At 54.2% G+C, this 16732-nt stretch carries 15 protein-coding genes; 4 read left to right on the top strand and 11 right to left on the bottom strand.

Annotation, left to right across the window (positions count from 1 at the left end):
- Nucleotides 1-94: 94 nt before the first annotated feature.
- Genes nrfG through nrfA form a run of 7 tightly spaced genes read right to left on the bottom strand, consistent with a single transcriptional unit; the run spans nt 95 to nt 6471 of the window.
- On the bottom strand, nt 95-691 hold the full coding sequence (gene nrfG / locus HEM79_RS11935) for a heme lyase NrfEFG subunit NrfG (RefSeq protein WP_176243089.1): 597 nt from the start codon (nt 689-691) through the stop codon (nt 95-97).
- Nucleotides 688-1071 carry a heme lyase NrfEFG subunit NrfF gene (nrfF, locus tag HEM79_RS11930; protein ID WP_176243090.1) on the bottom strand — a complete coding sequence of 128 codons (384 nt, stop codon included), beginning with the start codon at nt 1069-1071 and terminating at the stop codon, nt 688-690. Before nrfF ends, nrfG begins: the two co-directional genes overlap by 4 nt.
- Nucleotides 1064-2782 carry a heme lyase CcmF/NrfE family subunit gene (locus tag HEM79_RS11925; RefSeq protein ID WP_176243101.1) on the bottom strand — a complete coding sequence of 573 codons (1719 nt, stop codon included), beginning with the start codon at nt 2780-2782 and terminating at the stop codon, nt 1064-1066. Before HEM79_RS11925 ends, nrfF begins: the two co-directional genes overlap by 8 nt.
- Before the next feature lie 19 nt (nt 2783-2801).
- Nucleotides 2802-3758 (bottom strand): cytochrome c nitrite reductase subunit NrfD, encoded by a 957-nt coding sequence (gene nrfD / locus HEM79_RS11920; RefSeq protein WP_176243091.1) that lies wholly within the window; start codon nt 3756-3758, stop codon nt 2802-2804.
- Nucleotides 3755-4426, bottom strand: a complete 672-nt coding sequence (nrfC, locus tag HEM79_RS11915; RefSeq protein WP_000220281.1) for a cytochrome c nitrite reductase Fe-S protein — start codon at nt 4424-4426, stop codon at nt 3755-3757. The genes nrfD and nrfC overlap by 4 nt, the downstream gene beginning before the upstream one ends.
- Nucleotides 4423-4989, bottom strand: coding sequence for a cytochrome c nitrite reductase pentaheme subunit (gene nrfB / locus HEM79_RS11910; protein WP_010354304.1), 567 nt, complete (start codon nt 4987-4989; stop codon nt 4423-4425). Before nrfB ends, nrfC begins: the two co-directional genes overlap by 4 nt.
- Nucleotides 4990-5034: 45 nt before the next feature.
- Entirely contained in the window at nt 5035-6471 is a 1437-nt protein-coding gene (gene nrfA / locus HEM79_RS11905) for an ammonia-forming nitrite reductase cytochrome c552 subunit (protein ID WP_176243092.1), read from the bottom strand.
- Between the two features lie 392 nt (nt 6472-6863).
- Here nrfA and acs point away from each other — a divergent pair, with 392 nt between their 5' ends.
- The 3 genes from acs to actP all read left to right on the top strand — a co-directional run bounded on the left by acs (nt 6864) and on the right by actP (nt 11049).
- A complete protein-coding gene (acs, locus tag HEM79_RS11900; RefSeq protein WP_176243093.1) occupies nt 6864-8822 on the top strand; it encodes an acetate--CoA ligase in 1959 nt (652 codons plus the stop codon).
- Between the two features lie 266 nt (nt 8823-9088).
- Nucleotides 9089-9403 (top strand): DUF485 domain-containing protein, encoded by a 315-nt coding sequence (locus tag HEM79_RS11895; RefSeq protein ID WP_001296646.1) that lies wholly within the window; start codon nt 9089-9091, stop codon nt 9401-9403.
- Nucleotides 9400-11049, top strand: coding sequence for a cation/acetate symporter ActP (gene actP, locus HEM79_RS11890; RefSeq protein WP_000832546.1), 1650 nt, complete (start codon nt 9400-9402; stop codon nt 11047-11049). Before HEM79_RS11895 ends, actP begins: the two co-directional genes overlap by 4 nt.
- A gap of 38 nt (nt 11050-11087) precedes the next feature.
- On the opposite strand, the gene HEM79_RS11885 is transcribed toward actP, so the two are convergent.
- Both HEM79_RS11885 and HEM79_RS11880 read right to left on the bottom strand, forming a co-directional pair.
- Nucleotides 11088-11777 carry an LrgB family protein gene (locus HEM79_RS11885; protein ID WP_000181101.1) on the bottom strand — a complete coding sequence of 230 codons (690 nt, stop codon included), beginning with the start codon at nt 11775-11777 and terminating at the stop codon, nt 11088-11090.
- Entirely contained in the window at nt 11770-12180 is a 411-nt protein-coding gene (locus HEM79_RS11880) for a CidA/LrgA family protein (RefSeq protein WP_000109438.1), read from the bottom strand. Before HEM79_RS11880 ends, HEM79_RS11885 begins: the two co-directional genes overlap by 8 nt.
- Before the next feature lie 103 nt (nt 12181-12283).
- Here HEM79_RS11880 and HEM79_RS11875 point away from each other — a divergent pair, with 103 nt between their 5' ends.
- Nucleotides 12284-13168 carry a LysR family transcriptional regulator gene (locus tag HEM79_RS11875; protein WP_000354951.1) on the top strand — a complete coding sequence of 295 codons (885 nt, stop codon included), beginning with the start codon at nt 12284-12286 and terminating at the stop codon, nt 13166-13168.
- 35 nt (nt 13169-13203) lie between these two features.
- On the opposite strand, the gene HEM79_RS11870 is transcribed toward HEM79_RS11875, so the two are convergent.
- Nucleotides 13204-14853, bottom strand: coding sequence for a Na+/H+ antiporter (locus HEM79_RS11870; protein ID WP_000402198.1), 1650 nt, complete (start codon nt 14851-14853; stop codon nt 13204-13206).
- 149 nt (nt 14854-15002) lie between these two features.
- Complete coding sequence (gene ghxP, locus HEM79_RS11865; RefSeq protein ID WP_000106865.1) at nt 15003-16352, bottom strand: guanine/hypoxanthine transporter GhxP; 1350 nt, start codon at nt 16350-16352, stop codon at nt 15003-15005.
- Nucleotides 16353-16732: the final 380 nt, after the last annotated feature.

Genomic DNA, 16732 nt, shown 5'->3' with positions numbered 1-16732 from the left:
ATCTGCAATAATTGTTAATGGTGATTATTTTTTACATGTGTTCATTCGATTATTTTTTACGCAGCTCAATAACATAATCTGCAACACCGAATGATTAATCCGATCGCCGTTGAAGGAGTTTTGCCATATTAATCGACTCAACCAACTGTGTCCGGTTGACCCTGGGTGAGTTGAGATCCATCACTTTTTGCCATAGTTCGATGGCTCGCGCGTAATTCGCCTGCATAAACGCATCGGAAGCCAGCAGCATCAGGGCGGTGATTTCGTTTTCGTCCAGCGCGAGAGCTTTGTCGATCATCGCGCGAGTCTGGGCGGTCATATGCTGGCTGGCCTGGTAATAAAGCACCGTCGCCAGCGCCGCATACAGTTCAGCGTTCTCACCACGTAGTTGCAACGCCTGACGGTACGCCAGCAGCGAATTGCTGTAATCGTTTTGCCACAGATAGTACTCGCCCAGTAACGCCCACTGTTCGCTGTTTTGTGGATTAGCACGAATTTTATCCTGCAATGCCTGAAGCTGTGCTTCCGGGGTTTGCTGGCTGGCAAACTGATGTAGCGGATCGCGCTGACGCTGATACTCCGCACGTACCGCCTGCCATTTTGGGCTTAACAGATAACCGCCGACACAGACAAATACCATCAAAATCGCGAGTGTTACCAGCATTTTTACCGGTATTTGAGGATTTTTCATCGCTTCACCCTCACCCGCCAGAGGATCAGCACCATCAGCAGTAACAGCACCACTGGTAGCGCCCACAGGAGCAGCGTCTGACCGGTCAGCGGTGGGTTATAGCGAACAAAATCACCGTAGCGTTCGGTCATCCAGCCAATGATTTCAGCTTCGCTTTTCCCCTCCGCCACCATGCTGTAAACCTGATGACGCATACTGACTGCCACCGGCGCATTGGATTCCAGTAAGTTCTGATTCTGGCACTGCGGACAGCGTAACTGACTGGCAATACTTAACGCCTGTTCCTGTTGTTGCGGATTGGCGAATTGCCAGGTGTCTACGACCTGAGCGCGCGCAAAACAGGCGAACAGCAGCAGCAAAGTGAGAAGCCCTTTATTCATCGCGCTTCCTCCCCCGCAATCCGCTTAATAACGCGCCCGCAATCATCAACAATCCTCCCCCCCAAATCCAGCGCACACCGCTTTGTACATACAAACGAAATGCATAGCGATCCGGCCCGGTTTTTTCTCCCATGACCGCATACCAGTCATGGATGCCGTTCCAGCGAATTGACGGCTCCATCATTTGCTGGCGACGTGCTTCGTAAAAACGCCGCTCCGGCGTCAGTTCACCAATGCGTTGCTGATGGTCAAACAGCGCCACTACCGCTTTTTCGCTGGTGTAATTGCCTTTGGCTTGTAGATCGAGGCGTTCAAAACGGAAGGTGTATCCTGCCAGCGTCACCTGCTGACCCGGCTGTAAATTCAGGCTGATCTCCTGACAGCTGACGCTGGAGACCACGATCCCGGCGGCAAAAAACAGCACGCCCGCATGAGCTACCAGCGCCGGAAGCTGCGCGCGTTTGCCAGAGACAAGCTTCGCCAGCACAATCACCACCAGCATCAACAGGCCAAACGGTAACGTTGCGCGATTAAAATACGGCGCACCAACGGAGAGGCGTCCCCAGCCCAGCAGGCCGTAAATCATCGGATAAAGCGTTCCCACCAGCACGATCAGTAGCACCGCGCAAAACAGCAGCAGCGTTGCGAGGATTAACATTTCTCGCGATAAACCCGAAAAACGCCCCACCGGCTCACCGTCCCGCGCCCGCCAGCCATACAGCGCCAGAGACGCAAGGCTAATCAGCGCAAACAGGCTAAACAGCGGTACAGCGCGGACATTATCCAGCGCGAACGCATGAACCGAAACCAGAATGCCAGAACGGACAATCAACGTGCCCAGCAATGACAACATCAGGGTAACTATCGCCAGCAGCAGCGACCAGTGGCGGAAAATCCCCCGCTGGCGTGTCAGGGACAAACTGTGCAGCAGCGCAGTGGCAGAAAGCCAGGGTAATAAAGAGGCGTTTTCCACCGGATCCCAGAACCACCAGCCGCCCCAGCCCAGTTCGCAATAGGCCCACCAGGAACCGAGGATGATCCCCGCCGTTAATGCGCTCCAGCCAGGTAGTGCCCAGCGCCAGCAAATTCGGGCGCTGGCCGCATCAAACTCGCCGCGCAGTAAACTCGCCAGCGCCACGCTCGCCGCCACCATCAAACCGCCATAGCCGAGATAAAGCAGCGGTGGATGAAAGATAAGACCGGGATGTTGCAGCATCGGATTGAGATCGCGACCTTCAATTGCTGGCGGGAATATCCGCACAAAGGGATCGGACCACAGCACCACAAACAGCAACAGTGCGGCGAGCATGAGAGATAAAACGGCTAACGTCAGCGGAAATAGCGGATCGGTTTGCTGCCGATAATGCCAGGCAAACAGCGCGCTCCAGGCGGAAAGTAACAACACCCAAAGTAGCAACGAACCTTCATGACCGCCCCACACCGCCGCCAGTTTGAGTTCCCACGACAGCAGGCTGTAGCTATGTTGGGCGACATAAATGACCGAGAAATCGCTGATGAGAAAACAGTATGTCAGCACGCCAAAGGCGAGCAGCAGGAGCGCGAACTGCGCCAGAATGCCGATGCAAGTGAGTCGCATCATGGCAGGCCAGCGCAACCGCACTCCCGCGAAGGTCGTTAACGGGGTCAACACATTGACCCCAAGACTTAACAACAACGCCAGAAAACCGACTTCAGGAAGGAATACGTCCAGAAACCACCTCTTTTCTGGTTTACGCCACCGTCAACTGTCCGGCGTAGAGAATGAAAAAGCGCAGCATCAATACACCGACCAGGCTGGCTCCACACGCCGCCAGCACGGCAGGAATGCCGGAACTGCGATTCACCCACGATTTGAGCAGCATTGGCACAATCAGCCCCAGCCCGGCAACACCAAGCCAGAACCACCACGTCCAGAAACCGCCGCCCAACGCCGCCACCAGCGCACGCACTTTACCGTCATCGCCCAGTGCCAGACCGACGAAAAACGCCACCAGCAGGAAGATTTCGCCCCATACCACGGGGATTTCCATACGGTGAACAAAGTGCGCTTCCGTGGAATGCGGATTACTGCGCTGGCGTATCGCCATGGCGATCAGCGCCACTGCCGCACCGGACGAGATGCCGGAAAAGAGGAACAGCACCGGCAGGATCGGGTTATTGAGGAACGGATACGATTTCAGCGCCGACAGCAGAAAGCCAGTATAAGCCCCCAGCAGCACCGCCAGCACCAGCATCAGCGTTTCCAGTCCGCGATGAACGGGCGTCAGCAGGTTCAGAACCTTTTGCACGATCCCCAGCTTCGGCAACCAGCGTTGTTGCAGGGCAAGCAAATCATGTTCAAAGATTTTCGCCAGCCACAGCACCAGCACCACCATGTAGAGCTGAAACAGCATTACCCCCATCGACATCACCGAGGTAAAACTGTAGTGGAACATCAGCTTCCAGAAAGTCCACGGTCTCGTCAGGTGGAAGACGAGGATCAACAGACCGAGGATCACCGCGCCGGGCCCGACAATCAGCGTGGTACGCAGCAACGTACTGTCTGCGCCGCCCGCCTGCGGGTAGAAGCGACGCAGCAACACCGCCAGCGTCACCAGTCCGGCAGAAATCCCCACCAAAAACAGATAGATGGCAATCGGCCAGTCCCACACCAGCGATTCAAAATGAAATGCGGAAGCCTGCGTCATTGGCTCACCTCCCCGTATTTAAACGGTACGCGGTACAGCTTCGGTTTGGTTCCCAGCGCCAGCTTGTAGCGGTAAGTGGGCTTCTGGCGCAGCAATTGCGAAATCTCACTGTTGGGATCGTCCAGATTGCCAAACGTCAGCGCCTTCGTCGGACAAGCCTCGACGCACGCGGGCAGCTTACCGGCCTGCAAATTGGTCTTACGGCAGAAATCACATTTGTCCGCCGTCTTTGTGACCGGATGGATAAAGCGCACGCGGTACGGACAGGCGGCGATGCAGTACTGACAACCGACGCAGAGATCCGGATTAACATCGACAATCCCGCTGGCGGCATCGCGAAAAGACGCACCTGTCGGGCAGACGTCAACGCACGGCGCATGGTCGCAGTGCTGGCAAGATTTACGGAAGAAGCGATATTTCACATCAGGAAATTCGCCCTGTGGCTCGCTACGAATAATCGTCAGGCGCGAGACACCTTCCGGCACCTTGTTCACTTCCCGACAAGCATCCATACAGGCGGTACAGCCGATGCATAACGACTCATCATGCACCATACCGTAACGCACGCCATTGATATTCAACGTTTTCGCCACCACGCGCCCTGCGGTGCCGCTGACGGCTGCCAGCACGCCGACGCCGGTGAGAAACTGGCGACGTGACCAGGTCATGGCTGCTCCTTAAGCAACGGAACAGACGCCGGGTTAAAGTTCGGATTGGTGCGCTGATCGCTGTGGCAATCGACGCAAATCTTAATCCGTCCTTTGTCACTTAACGTCTGCATCGTATCTTGCTGTGGATGCAGGGAATGGCAGCTAGCGCACGCCACTTTGGTCACGTGGACATCGTGCGGCCAGAACGCTTTTTGCAACTGTTCCGGCAGATGGCAGGACATACAAACGCTGTTCTGCTCACCAACGTTGTACATCGGCTCGTTAAAGCGCATCACATCTTTCACCCCTTCACGGTGTTGCGGTGACGGCTGGCCGTGACAGTTGGTGCAGGTAACCGGCAGTTTATTATTTGGGTTGATAACGGAAGCATGTTTTCCATGCATACCTTCGGTGTCTGGCTTATGACAGTCCAGACAGGCGGCATCCGGGTTACGCTGCTGGGTAACTTCGTAGCGATCTTCAGATGCCTGCGCCGCAGGGGTAGCGGTAATTCCGTTCAGGCTCCACAACAGGCCCGACGCCAGCACCCCGGCAGTTAATAACGAACGTAATACGCTCATATTCACTCCATTGTGTTTTCCGCCCCTTGCGAGGCGGAACGGGGGTTATTGGCTTAACAGACCGTTTTTACGTGCCTGCTCTTCCCACTGCGGGATCACCGTTTTGATGAAGTCCTGCTTCTCGGCCTTGATTTGCTCCATGTTCAGGCCAATTGCCTGCTGGGCTTTCTCTTTGGTCGAGATATCCGGGATCTGGATTTCATGGGTGATGCCTTTGGTCGCCAGCAAACGCGCCAGTTTGGTACGCGCATCCGCCGCTTTATCCATCGCCGTGCCAAGCATCCGCAGACCTTCTTCCGGCGCGTGCATATGAATGCCGTGGGAAGCGATCGCCAGATCCCAACGCCACTGAGCATGACGGATATCGTCCTGAATCGGCTTCATTTCGGCTTCCGTCGCGCCTGCATCCAGCGCCGCTTTCGCTTCGAAGTGAGCGTGAACCAGTTGATCTTCAACCTTGATTTTCAGGTCGTTAATCGACTGCTTACGTTCCGCGACCACTTTTTGCAAGGCAGCTTTGTCCTGGGTATGGCAGTTCGCACAAGTCTGGGCGAAGTTATCAAACGGATTACCAATTTTATGGTCGGTGTAGAGTTTGCCTTCGGCGTTCTGCACTTTCGGCATGTGACAGTCGATACAGGTCACGTTATTTTTGCCGTGAATGCCCGCACTCCAGGTTTCATATTCCGGGTGCTGCGCTTTCAGCATTGGCGTTTTCGACAGGGAGTTAGTCCAGTCAGAAAAGGCAATTTTGTCGTAATACTGCTCCATGTTTTCGACTTTCATGCCGTTATCCCACGGGAATTTAACGGCCTTATCTTTACCGTCAAAGTAATACTCCACGTGGCATTGACCGCAGACCATTGACTGCTGGTCGAAGCGTCCGCCTTTCTCAAAAGGTTTACCAATCGCTTCCATCGCACGAGCCGCATACGGACGTGAAAGGGTTAACTCCGGTTTGCCTTTGGCGAACTCTGGCGAAGCGGTGTTATGGCAATCGGCACAACCTAAATTGTTGACGATTTCCGGGCCGCCGCGCGCCCATTTACCGTGGAAGTAGCCATCTTCGCCGTCTTTCTGGATCAGACGCGCCACATCCGGGCTTTTACAGCTCCAGCAGGCCATTGGCATCGTGCCATCTTCGGCATTTTTCGGCGCACCGGTACGCAAAGTTTCACGCACATCGGTCACAGCAAAGGCATGTCCGCGCGGCTTGTTGTAATCGCGTGAGAAGGGATATCCCGCCCACAGGATCACCAGACGTGGATCTTCCGCCAGTGCGTCAACACGCTCTGATTGTTCCGAGGTGGCTTTCCAGGAGAGATATTGATCGGGGTGCTGCGGGGCAAAGGTTTCATTCTTCGCTTCCACAGTTACAGATTTCGCGGGAGCGGCCGTTTGTTCAGCGTGAACAGAAGTGAAAAAGAAAAAAGGAATCAATAAGCTGAAGATACGGCGTGCGTTTATTTTTATCCTTGTCATAGGGGCTTCATCCGAATTGCGCCATTGTTGCAATGGCGGTTTTTATTGTTTTTCACGACAGTAACCGCACCTACACTGTCATGACATTGCTCGCCCCTATGTGTAACAAATAACCACACTCAGAATGTTGTCTTTAATCAATTGTAAGTGCATGTAAAATACCACTTTAGAGTTAGCCGGTATCTTCCTCGTTTTCAACAGCATGCATAACTGCATGTTCCTCAAAGAATTAATCAACTTTTGTTGGTGGCCTTCAAAAATTACCCTGCCGTTTATTTGCACAATTCTACTTTTGCGTGATCTGTCGCCCAAATACTAAACAAAACTGCCAATACCCCTACATTTAACGCTTATGACACATATTATTAACATCCTACAAGGAGAACAAAAGCATGAGTCAAATTCACAAACACACCATTCCTGCCAACATCGCAGACCATTGCCTGATAAACCCTCAGCAGTACGAGGCGATGTATCAACAATCTATTAACGCACCTGATACCTTCTGGGGCGAACAGGGAAAAATTCTCGACTGGATCAAACCCTACCAGAAGGTGAAAAACACCTCCTTTGCCCCCGGTAATGTGTCCATTAAATGGTACGAGGACGGCACGCTGAATCTGGCGGCAAACTGCCTTGACCGCCATCTGCAAGAAAACGGCGATCGTACCGCCATCATTTGGGAAGGCGACGACGCCAGCCAGAGCAAACATATCAGCTATAAAGAGCTGCACCGCGACGTCTGCCGCTTCGCCAATACCCTGCTCGGGCTGGGCATTAAAAAAGGTGATGTGGTGGCGATTTATATGCCGATGGTGCCAGAAGCCGCAGTCGCGATGCTGGCCTGCGCCCGCATTGGCGCGGTGCATTCGGTGATATTCGGCGGCTTCTCGCCGGAAGCCGTTGCCGGACGCATTATTGATTCTAACTCACGGTTGGTGATCACTTCCGACGAAGGTGTACGCGCCGGGCGCAGCATTCCGCTGAAGAAAAACGTCGATGACGCGCTGAAAAATCCGAACGTCACCAGCATTGAACATGTGGTTGTACTGAAGCGTACTGGCGGGAAAATTGACTGGCAGGAAGGGCGCGACCTGTGGTGGCACGACCTGGTTGAGCAAGCGAGCGATCAGCACCAGGCGGAAGAGATGAACGCCGAAGATCCGTTGTTTATTCTCTACACCTCCGGTTCTACCGGTAAGCCGAAAGGCGTGCTGCACACTACCGGCGGTTATCTGGTGTACGCGGCGCTGACCTTTAAATATGTCTTTGATTATCATCCGGGCGATATCTACTGGTGCACCGCCGATGTGGGCTGGGTTACCGGACACAGTTATTTGTTGTATGGCCCGCTGGCCTGTGGGGCGACCACACTGATGTTTGAAGGCGTACCGAACTGGCCGACGCCTGCCCGTATGGCGCAGGTGGTGGACAAGCATCAGGTCAATATTCTCTATACCGCGCCCACGGCGATTCGTGCGCTGATGGCGGAAGGTGATAAAGCGATTGAAGGCACCGACCGTTCGTCACTGCGCATTCTCGGTTCCGTGGGCGAGCCAATTAACCCGGAAGCGTGGGAGTGGTACTGGAAGAAGATCGGCAATGAGAAATGCCCGGTGGTTGATACCTGGTGGCAGACCGAAACCGGCGGTTTCATGATCACCCCGCTGCCTGGCGCTACCGAGCTGAAAGCTGGTTCTGCTACGCGTCCGTTCTTCGGCGTGCAACCGGCGCTGGTCGATAACGAAGGTAACCCGCAGGAAGGCGCTACCGAAGGCAGCCTGGTGATCACCGACTCCTGGCCGGGTCAGGCGCGCACGCTGTTTGGCGATCACGAGCGTTTTGAGCAGACCTACTTCTCCACCTTCAAAAATATGTATTTCAGCGGCGACGGCGCGCGTCGTGATGAAGATGGCTATTACTGGATCACCGGGCGCGTGGACGACGTGTTGAACGTCTCCGGTCACCGCCTGGGGACAGCGGAGATTGAGTCGGCGCTGGTGGCGCATCCAAAGATAGCCGAAGCCGCCGTGGTGGGTATTCCGCACAATATTAAAGGTCAGGCGATTTACGCCTACGTCACGCTTAATCACGGGGAGGAACCGTCACCAGAACTGTACGCAGAAGTCCGCAACTGGGTGCGTAAAGAGATTGGCCCGCTGGCAACGCCAGACGTGCTGCACTGGACCGACTCCCTGCCTAAAACCCGCTCCGGCAAAATTATGCGCCGTATTCTGCGCAAAATTGCGGCGGGCGATACCAGCAACCTGGGCGATACCTCGACGCTTGCCGATCCAGGCGTGGTCGAGAAGCTGCTTGAAGAGAAGCAGGCTATCGCAATGCCATCGTAACCCTCAATTGCCGGATGCGGCGTAAACGCCTTATCCAGCCTACGTTCGGTAACGGCTGTAGGTCGGATAAGACGCAACAGCGGCGCATCCGACAACAAGCGCCGGATGCGGCGTAAACGCCTTATCCTGCCTACATTCGGCAACGGCTGTAGGTCGGATAAGACGCAACAGCGGCGCATCAGGCGATGGGTTACCTGAGCGTTAACCTTCTCCCATAAGGGAGCAGGAATTAAAACAATCCCTACATTACCTCTGGAGAATCTGTGATGAATGGCACTATTTATCAGCGGATAGAAGACAATGCGCATTTCAGGGAGTTAGTCGAAAAACGGCAACGGTTTGCCACCATCCTGTCGATTATTATGCTGGCAGTTTATATCGGCTTTATTTTACTGATCGCCTTCGCGCCCGGCTGGCTGGGCACGCCGCTGAACCCGAACACCAGCGTCACACGCGGGATTCCAGTCGGTGTTGGAGTGATTGTGATCTCCTTTGTTCTCACTGGTATCTACATCTGGCGGGCGAACGGCGAATTTGACCGTCTTAATAATGAAGTCCTGCATGAGGTACAAGCATCATGAAAAGAGTTCTGACGGCGCTTGCCGCCACACTCCCTTTCGCAGCTAACGCGGCGGATGCTATTAGCGGGGCCGTAGAGCGCCAGCCAACGAACTGGCAAGCGATCATTATGTTCCTGATTTTCGTCGTGTTTACGCTCGGCATTACCTACTGGGCGTCAAAACGTGTACGTTCTCGTAATGACTACTACACCGCAGGCGGCAATATCACCGGTTTCCAGAACGGGCTGGCGATTGCGGGTGACTATATGTCTGCCGCCTCATTTTTGGGCATCTCCGCGCTGGTGTTTACCTCCGGCTATGACGGCTTAATTTACTCGCTGGGCTTCCTGGTGGGCTGGCCGATCATTCTGTTCCTGATTGCCGAACGTCTGCGTAACCTCGGTCGCTATACCTTTGCAGATGTAGCTTCTTACCGTCTGAAGCAGGGGCCAATCCGTATTCTTTCGGCCTGTGGTTCTCTGGTAGTCGTGGCGCTTTACCTCATCGCCCAGATGGTAGGCGCAGGTAAACTGATCGAACTGCTGTTTGGCCTTAACTATCACATTGCGGTGGTTCTGGTCGGCGTACTGATGATGATGTACGTCCTGTTCGGCGGAATGCTGGCGACCACCTGGGTACAGATTATCAAAGCCGTACTGTTGCTGTTCGGTGCCAGCTTTATGGCCTTTATGGTGATGAAACATGTCGGCTTTAGCTTCAACAATCTGTTCAGCGAAGCGATGGCGGTGCACCCGAAAGGTGTCGACATCATGAAGCCGGGCGGGCTGGTGAAAGATCCGATCTCCGCGCTGTCGCTGGGGCTGGGACTGATGTTTGGTACGGCTGGCTTGCCGCATATTCTGATGCGTTTCTTTACGGTCAGCGATGCCCGTGAAGCGCGTAAGAGCGTGTTCTACGCCACCGGATTTATGGGTTACTTCTATATCCTGACCTTTATTATCGGTTTTGGCGCGATCATGCTGGTCGGTGCGAATCCGGCCTATAAAGACGCGGCAGGGGCGCTGATTGGCGGTAACAACATGGCGGCGGTTCACCTGGCCAATGCGGTAGGCGGTAACCTGTTCCTCGGCTTTATTTCAGCGGTTGCTTTCGCCACCATCCTCGCTGTGGTTGCGGGTCTGACGCTGGCAGGTGCATCGGCGGTTTCGCATGACCTGTACGCCAACGTCTTCAAAAAAGGCGCGACCGAACGTGAAGAGCTGCGGGTATCGAAAATCACCGTGCTAATTTTGGGCGTGATTGCCATTATCCTCGGCGTCCTGTTTGAGAATCAGAACATCGCCTTCATGGTGGGTCTGGCGTTTGCCATCGCGGCGAGCTGTAACTTCCCAATCATTCTGCTTTCTATGTACTGGTCGAAACTGACCACGCGTGGTGCGATGCTGGGCGGCTGGTTAGGATTGATTACTGCGGTGGTACTGATGATCCTCGGCCCTACTATTTGGGTACAGATCCTCGGTCACGAAAAAGCCATCTTCCCGTATGAATACCCGGCGCTGTTCTCGATCACCGTGGCATTCCTCGGCATCTGGTTCTTCTCGGCAACCGATAATTCAGCGGAAGGGGCGCGTGAGCGTGAACTGTTCCGTGCGCAGTTTATCCGTTCCCAGACAGGCTTTGGCGTTGAGCAAGGCCGCGCGCATTAACCTCTACCCTTCCCCGGTCGCCTGATCGGGGAATTTCTTCAGAACATCATCCAGGCCACCAGCGGCGACACCAGTACCATCAATACGCCAGAAAGCATCATGACCAGACTGGCAACCACGCCCTCTTGTTGACCCAGTTCATACGACCGCGCAGTCCCGGCACCATGAGACGCCGCGCCAAATCCGGCGCCTTTCGCCATCCCTTCGCGAATAGAGAGACGTAAAAACAGCACGTCGCCAATCGCCATACCAAATACGCCGGTGACCACAACAAACAACGCCACCAGATCGGGCTGTCCGCCGAGCGACTGGCTCGCTGCCAGAGCGAATGGCGTAGTGACCGAACGCACCGCCAGGCTACGCTGGATCTCATCCGGCAGGGTAAATAATCGTGCCAGCCACACCGAGCTGGTCACTGCCACCACCGTTGCCGTCAGTACGCCCGCCGTCAGCGACATCCAGTGACGTTTAATGATCGCCCGATTGTCATACACCGGCACAGCAAAGGCGATGGTTGCCGGGCCTAATAACCATAGTAGCCAGTGCGCTTCGCCAATATAGTTTTGCCAGGAAATATTGCCGAAAACCAGCAGCATAACCAGTAGTGCAGGCGTCAGCACCAGAGGCATCAACGGCAGTTTACGAAAGCGGCGATAAAGGCGTTTGTTAAGAAAATAGATAACCAGCGTAATCGCCAGGCAGAGCATACTTAGCTGAAAATTAGTCACGGTTTAACCTGCGCATTTCATAGCGATAGACTTTTTCCACTACCCAGGCGGTCGTGCCCAGTACCATCACTGTGCTCAACGCGATCACCGCAAAAATACGCCAGCCATCCACCAGCAATAGTTGTGCATAGTTCACCACCGCCACCACGGCAGGGACAAAAAACAGCAGCATTTCAGCCAGTAACCAGCGCGCCCCGGCACGTACCCATTGCAGAGGAATAATGCGGCAAACAATCAGCGCCAGCATCAGGATCATCCCCACCAGATTGGCGGGTAGCGGCAAATGCAGCCAGGAGACGAGATATTGCGCAAAAATAAATAAACCTGCATACAGCACAACCTGCACAAATACCTGCATAGATTGCACAACGGCAGGGGTAATGCGGCGAAGCGCCACGGACATGAGGGGATATCCTGAAAATAAAACAGAACGTTAAGTATAGAGAGCCTCATGCCGCTACTGAAATGAATTAAAATCATTGCAGGTATAGTCAAAGGGAATAGTTATGGATATCAGAACGCTGCGTTATTTTGTCGAAGTGGTGCGCCAGCAGAGCTTCACCCGCGCAGCGGAGAAGCTGTTTGTGACCCAGCCCACCATCAGCAAAATGCTGAAGAATCTCGAAGATGAGCTGAACTGTATATTGTTGATCCGCGATGGTCGTCGGCTGCTTCTCACTGATACTGGTCGCGTCGTTTTTGAGCGTGCACTGGCAATTCTTGCTGAGTTTCGGCAACTGGAGGCCGAGCTGGATGATATAAACCAACTCAATAAAGGCATATTGCGGCTGGGAATTCCGCCAATGGTTGGCATGTTAATGGCTGGACCTGTGGGGCTGTTCCGCCAGCGTTACCCCGGCGTGGAACTGAAGATTTCAGAGTTTGGTGGTCTGACGGTACAACAAGCGGTAATGAACGGCGAACTGGATATGGCTCTGACCGCCCTGCCAGTAGAAGAAAGTGGCCTGACAACGTTATCGCTGTTTAGTCATCCGCTTTGTGTGCTGGCGCCGCGTTCAGGTAAATGGCTTGAGCGTGATGCCGTCTCACCAGAGACACTGGCGGAACATCCTCTACTTATCTATAACGAAGACTTTGCCTTAAGTAAGCAATTGATGGCGTTATTCGATGAACATGGCGTTAAGCCGAGGATTGCGGTTCGCAGCGGGCAATGGGATTTTCTCGCCGCGATGGTTCAGGCCGGTGTCGGAATAGCCATTTTGCCGGAACCCATTTGCCAGCGATTAGATAAAAACACCTTAAAATGGCTGCCGCTGGAAAGCGAACTACGCTGGAAATTAGGAATGATTTGGCGTGAGGGCGTTTACCTTTCCCACTGTGCCCAGGCGTGGCTGACCTGTTGTGAAGGATACTGGTTAACGCCAGAGTAAGACAGGTTGGCGGGCTCACCCGCCAACCATGCAGATTATTGATTTTCCTCAATCAACAACGCTTCCAGCAAATCGAGATCGTGCAGTAATTTTTGCAGCGTTTCGTTGCTGATCTCCCGCGTGGCGCGCAGGTGGTAGAGTTCAGCGCGTTCAGAACGCAGCGCCGCCAGACGGAAGCGACGCTCCAGGTTCTCTTCCTGAACCGAACTTTCGACGTCGTTGCGACCATCGGCGCGACGGCGCAGATTACCAATGACGCGAGAGCTGACTTCAGTGAGCAACTGGTTGTCGATATTCTCTTCGGTGTCCGCCGCCAGACGCTCCTCCATTTTCTGGATCGCCACAATCGCCACTTCAGCGGTTGCCGCGCGCGCGATTCGCTCCTCTTTCAACTGTTGCGAATGGTCCGCGACTTCAATGTGTTGCAGCAGAACAGGCAGCATCACTACGCCGACAAACAGCGAAAAGAGAATGACACCAGCCGCCAGGAACACCAGTTCATAGCGCGCTGGGAAGACATTTCCATCCGGCAACAGCAGAGGAATAGAGAGCACACCAGCAAGAGTGATTGCCCCGCGCACCCCAGCGAAAGACGCGATCAGAATTTCTCGTGTCGTCCACGAACCAAACTCCATCGGCTTCTTCTTCAGGAAACGGTTGCTGAACTTTTTCATCGTCCACAGCCAGCCAAAACGCACCAACATTAGCGCCGCATAAATCAAGATGATGTCGGTAAACAGCATCCAGATTTCGACGTTAGGGTCAATTTCCGCCGCAACCAGCGACGTTTCCAGAATCCCTGGCAGTTGCAGGCCCAGCAGCAAGAACACCATGCCGTTAAAGACAAATTCCAGCATCGCCCAGGTACTGTTCGCGCGCAGTCGCATCGCCAGCGGCGCACGGCGCATCACGCCGGAACGGGTGATGGTCATCCCGGCGGCAACTGCTGCGAGGATGCCGGAAACGCCAATATGTTCAGCAATCAGATAAGAGGCAAACGGCAGCAGGAACAGCAATACGATCTGCGTCGCGGGTTCATCACCGCCCCAGCGGCTGAGGAAACGCAACGAGCGACCATACAGCCAGCTCACCGCAAAACCGGCGAGAATACCGCCAATGGCCACTTTCATAAATTCAACCGTCGCGCCGCCAACGGTGAAGATCATCGTCCCCATCGCAACTGCCACGGCAAACTTCAGCGACACCAGGCCGGAGGCGTCATTCATCAACGCTTCGCCCTGCAAAATGCCCATGATTTTTTTCGGAATGCGCCCTTCGCCAACAATCCCGGAGAGCGCCACGGCATCGGTCGGAGAGAGCACCGCCGCCAGCGCAAAGGCGGGTATCAGCGGGATACCCGGCACCACCCAGTAAATAAGGAAGCCAATGCCGACCACGGTGACCACCACCAGCGCCAGCGCGAGGCCGAATATTTCCCGACCATGTTCGAGAAATTCGCGGGTTGGTGTTTTCCAGCCATCAGCAAACAGCAACGGCGGGATAAACAAGACTAAAAAGAGTTCAGGATCAAACTCCACATGCAAACCAAACGTCGGCCACGCCAGTAGCGCACCGATGGCGATTTGCATAAGCGGAAGCGGGATCTGAAAGGGCATGACACGAGTGACCACCCCGGACAGCGAGACCACAAGGGTCATTATCAGTATGGTGAAGAAGATTTCCATGCGTTCCCTGTTTGCAATGTTTTTTATGATTTGAGAAAGGCGTTATGCCCGGACTCTCAGTTTTTCAGAATATCGCAAAAGCTCACACAATGTACGGAGAAAATAAAAACGGGCAGCCATTGCCACCCGTTTTCAGAATCTTATTAAGCTTAGATTGCCCAGCCTCCAGCATAGAAGGTGACCAGCGCCACGGCGATAACGACCGTACCGATGTTCAGCTTACGCCATTCGCCAGAAACCAGACGACCAATCACCAGGGTCGCGAAGCCGATCATGATGCCAGTTACGATATTACAGGTCAGCACGATGAATACTGCCGTTACCAGACCCGCCATTGCATCGACGAAATCAGCAAAGTCGATTTTCGCCACGTTGCTCAACATCAACAGGCCAACGTACATCAGCGCCGGAGCTGTTGCGTAACCCGGAACGAGGTAAGAGAGCGGAGAGAGGAACAGAATCAGCAGGAACAGCACGCCAACTGTGATTGCCGTCAGACCGGTTTTACCGCCCGCCGCTGTACCCGCCGCAGACTCAATGTACACCGCAGCCGGAGCCGCACCGACCAGGCCAGAGAAAACGCTGCTCAGGGAGTCGGTGGTCAGAGCTTTGCCGCCGTCGATAATCTGCCCGTCTTTATCCAGCAGGTTCGCCTGACCGGCTACCGCACGGATGGTTCCGGTGGCATCGAAAACAGCAGTCATCACCAGCGCCAGTACGCTCGGCAGGACTACAGGGTTCAGCGCCCCCATAATATCCAGGCTACCAATTAGCGAATTACCGTTCTCATCGCTCAATGAAGGCATGGCGAAAACGCCAGAGAAGTGGACGTTAGGATCAAAGAGCAGACCCACAATCGAGATGCCGATAATGGTTAACAGGATACCGCCTGGTACTTTCAGTTTTTCCAGGCCGATAATCACCGCCAGACCTACCAGCGACATAATCACCGGGAAGGTGGCGAAATCACCCAGCGCAACGGGCAAACCATCGAGCGGGTTTTTAATCACCAGACCGACACCATTAGCGGCAATCAGCAGCAGGAACAGACCGATACCAATCCCCGTGCCGTGCGCCACGCCGTGCGGTAAGTTGCGCAAAATCCAGCTACGGATACCTGTTGCGGAAATTACCGTAAACAGCACACCCATCAGGAACACGGCACCCAGCGCAACAGGTACGCTAATATGTTGCCCGAGCACCAGGCTGAATGCGGTAAACGCCGTCAGAGAGATGGCGCAGCCGATAGCCAACGGCAGATTGGCCCATAACCCCATCGCGATAGAGCCAATCCCGGCAACCAGACAAGTCGCAACAAAAACTGCCGCTGGCGGGAAGCCCGCTTTACCCAACATGCCTGGAACGACGATAACCGAGTAGACCATCGCCAGAAACGTTGTTAACCCGGCAACCACTTCCTGACGGACAGTGCTTCCACGTTGTGAAATTTTAAACCAGGCGTCGAGTGAACCGCCGGTACGCGCTGATGGCGTAGACATAAGAAAACATCCCCTGAGAGTTTATTTTTCGTCAAGATGCGTGGCGGACAATCCCCTGCCAGCGAAACGTTATCTTCCTGCTTCAGGTTTGCGACAATCTGGGGCGTCGCAAAAAAGCAAACGTTTAGCTCCGCGCATACAAAACGGGTGGTAAAAAAAAGCAAACGATTATCCGGCGATCATAGCGGCTTTTTCAACCGAAGTTTGCTGCTTTTTTCCCTTTTCTTGTGTTGACGATGAAAAACCAGGCAATTGATGCGCAAACGTTATCGTTGATGCGCAAAATTACGGCATTTGTAGGCAACTTGTGGCGAAGGTTCGCGGTAAAAAATCACGCAAGATGACAAAAATATTGCGGCTAAAAAGGAGCACTTTGCACT

Source organism: Escherichia sp. 93.0816 (assembly GCF_013368855.2).
In the GTDB taxonomy this organism is placed as follows: Bacteria; Pseudomonadota; Gammaproteobacteria; order Enterobacterales; family Enterobacteriaceae; genus Escherichia; species Escherichia ruysiae.
This window is presented reverse-complemented; position numbering and strand designations above follow the sequence as displayed.

What these genes read in the sequence shown, in the direction of transcription:
- nrfG (WP_176243089.1), bottom strand. Translation starts at nt 691, where the DNA reads ATGAAAAATCCTCAAATACCGGTAAAAATGCTGGTAACACTCGCGATT.
- nrfF (WP_176243090.1), bottom strand. Translation starts at nt 1,071, where the DNA reads ATGAATAAAGGGCTTCTCACTTTGCTGCTGCTGTTCGCCTGTTTTGCG.
- nrfD (WP_176243091.1), bottom strand. Translation starts at nt 3,758, where the DNA reads ATGACGCAGGCTTCCGCATTTCATTTTGAATCGCTGGTGTGGGACTGG.
- nrfC (WP_000220281.1), bottom strand. Translation starts at nt 4,426, where the DNA reads ATGACCTGGTCACGTCGCCAGTTTCTCACCGGCGTCGGCGTGCTGGCA.
- nrfB (WP_010354304.1), bottom strand. Translation starts at nt 4,989, where the DNA reads ATGAGCGTATTACGTTCGTTATTAACTGCCGGGGTGCTGGCGTCGGGC.
- nrfA (WP_176243092.1), bottom strand. Translation starts at nt 6,471, where the DNA reads ATGACAAGGATAAAAATAAACGCACGCCGTATCTTCAGCTTATTGATT.
- acs (WP_176243093.1), top strand. Translation starts at nt 6,864, where the DNA reads ATGAGTCAAATTCACAAACACACCATTCCTGCCAACATCGCAGACCAT.
- HEM79_RS11895 (WP_001296646.1), top strand. Translation starts at nt 9,089, where the DNA reads ATGAATGGCACTATTTATCAGCGGATAGAAGACAATGCGCATTTCAGG.
- actP (WP_000832546.1), top strand. Translation starts at nt 9,400, where the DNA reads ATGAAAAGAGTTCTGACGGCGCTTGCCGCCACACTCCCTTTCGCAGCT.
- HEM79_RS11880 (WP_000109438.1), bottom strand. Translation starts at nt 12,180, where the DNA reads ATGTCCGTGGCGCTTCGCCGCATTACCCCTGCCGTTGTGCAATCTATG.
- HEM79_RS11875 (WP_000354951.1), top strand. Translation starts at nt 12,284, where the DNA reads ATGGATATCAGAACGCTGCGTTATTTTGTCGAAGTGGTGCGCCAGCAG.
- HEM79_RS11870 (WP_000402198.1), bottom strand. Translation starts at nt 14,853, where the DNA reads ATGGAAATCTTCTTCACCATACTGATAATGACCCTTGTGGTCTCGCTG.
- ghxP (WP_000106865.1), bottom strand. Translation starts at nt 16,352, where the DNA reads ATGTCTACGCCATCAGCGCGTACCGGCGGTTCACTCGACGCCTGGTTT.